Source organism: Streptomyces sp. NPDC050997 (genome assembly GCF_040660135.1).
In the GTDB taxonomy this organism is placed as follows: domain Bacteria; phylum Actinomycetota; class Actinomycetes; order Streptomycetales; family Streptomycetaceae; genus Streptomyces.
Genome location: NZ_JBFAGK010000041.1, coordinates 1 through 2154, shown reverse-complemented (window position 1 = coordinate 2154; position 2154 = coordinate 1). Strand labels below are relative to the sequence as shown.

The following is a 2154-nucleotide window of genomic DNA, read 5'->3' as shown; positions in this document are numbered from 1 at the left end:
ACGCGCAGCGGTGAGGGTGACGGGCGGGGCAGCCCCGGTGCGCCGGGGCCACGACGGGCCAAAGGGCTGAACTGCCCGAAGCGAAGGAGCGCAAGTACGCCGCCCGCTTTGTCGCCTGCTTTACGAGGTGTGGAGGACCTGGCCGCCAAGGGCCGACTCGGAGAGTGCGGGGGTGGGCATGGCCGTCGCCTTCCGCAGATCGAGGACGGTTTTCGCACCGACGAACGCCATTGTGTTGCGCAGGTCGTCGACCATGTCGTCCAGTACGGACCGAACGCCCTGTGGGCCGTGCACGGCCAGACCCCACAACACAGGCCGGCCCACCAGCACGGCATCCGCCCCGCAGACCAGCGCGACGGCGGCATGGGTGCCGCTGCGCACGCCGGAGTCGAAGTAGACGGGTACGGCCCCGTCCACCTGCTCGACCACCCCCGGCAGGGCGTCGATGCCGGCGACACTCCGGTCGTGCTGCGAACCGCCGTGGTTGGACACCACGACCGCCGCCGCACCGACGCCTACGGCTCGCACCGCGTCGTCAGGGTGCAGAACGCCCTTCACGATCACCGGCAGCGGGGAGCGGCCGATCAGGTCCTCCAGGTCTCCCCAGCCGCACCCGGGGTGGGGGAACACATGGTCGATGAACTGCTGGGGCGTCGCCTCCGGTTGCCCTCCGCGCCACAGGTCGAGCAGTTCCTTGAAGTACGGCTCGCGGACCAGAGCGGGCGACGCCTCTTCCGCCACCGTGTTGTCGAAGCTCCGGAAGGTGTCGTCCGAGTCCCTGTACCGCTCGGCCATCACCGGAAGGTCCACCGTGCAGACGATCGCGTCGAAGCCCGCGGCCTCCGCCTGACGGACCACTTCATCGTTCAGCCGGCGGTCCTTCGTGATGTACATCTGGCGCCAACGCACCTGACTCGCCGCCGCGCCGGCCACCTGTTCCGGCGAACAACTGCCGAACAACGAAAGGCAGAATCCCATCCCGAGTTCCGCGGCGGCACGCGCCGTCGCGACCTCGGCATCCCTGTGGTACAGGCGTTGCATCCCCATGGGAGCCACCAGAAACGGAGCCGCCAGCGAACCGCCCACGACCTCGACCGCGGTGTCGATATCGGACACGTCGCGCATCACCCGGGGAATGAGACGGAAGGCATCCAACTTCTGCACGTTGCGAAGAACAGTGGCTTCGTCCCCGGCTCCCCCGGCTGCGTAATGGAATACCTCAGCGGGAAGTTTCTCCTGCGCCGCGGCCGCCAGCGCGTCAATTGTGTTGTGGGGTACGGTTTCTGTCGCCATGTGACCTCCTGATAACCATGAAGGGGATGCTGCCGCCCGACCGTCGATATTCCGACGATGCCCTCGACGGCAGGAGCAACAGTGACGACGGATGCTCGCCCTTCGCTAAAGGAATGCTCCAGGCATGTGGTCTGATCAGTCCACTTGCCCGCAACCGTGCGGAACGGCCATTCAGCGGCTATTGAGCGATTCGTTAGCGGGGCTGGCGATGCTCGCCTGAGCCGCGCAACGCAGGTTGTGGAAGAGGTCACGCACCTGTGAACGCGTCAGGAGGTGCGACCGGCGCAGCGGTTTCGATGGCACGGCAGATCCACGGGTGGAGGTATCCGATGTCGAGAACCGTCTCGAGGGCACACAGAGAATCTTCCGCGTTCTGCCAGGACAAGGAGCACGGCAGCGTGAAGAGGAGCTCACCACGATCCGGCGGTGGCTCTCCCCTTGGGCATCCGGCGCCGCGGAGGACCTCATGAGCCTGGTGGACGATCGGCACGCCGAGCACCGGCCCACGACGGGGCGGAATCCTCTCGCGCCACTCGACGGGTCAGGCGGGTCCCTCCTCGGTTCCCGGACGCCGGAGCGCATGGCCGAGCTGCACGAGATCCGTGCGCGGGCGCTGGCCGGCCCGAGCGAGAAGGCCACCGAGGCGCAGCACGCCAAGGGCAAGCTGACCGCGCGGGAGCGCATCGAGCTGCTCGTGGACCCGGGTTCCTTCCGGGAGGTCGAGCAGCTGCGCCGGCACCGGGCGACCGGGTTCGGACTGGAGACCAAGAAGCCGTACTCGGACGGTGTGATCACCGGCTGGGGCACGGTGGAGGGCCGTACGGTCTTCGTCTACGCCCATGACTTCCGTATCTTCGGCGG

General features: G+C 67.6%; 2 protein-coding genes. One reads left to right on the top strand and one right to left on the bottom strand.

The features are described 5' to 3' along the window. Nucleotides 1-120 precede the first annotated feature (120 nt). Nucleotides 121-1293, bottom strand: coding sequence for an alpha-hydroxy acid oxidase (locus AB0H86_RS43205; RefSeq protein ID WP_362451717.1), 1173 nt, complete (start codon nucleotides 1291-1293; stop codon nucleotides 121-123). A gap of 580 nt (nucleotides 1294-1873) precedes the next feature. Between AB0H86_RS43205 and AB0H86_RS43200 the strand changes: the two genes are divergently transcribed. Beyond that, the coding region (locus AB0H86_RS43200) for a carboxyl transferase domain-containing protein (protein WP_362451714.1) at nucleotides 1874-2154 on the top strand (281 nt) is incomplete at its 3' end.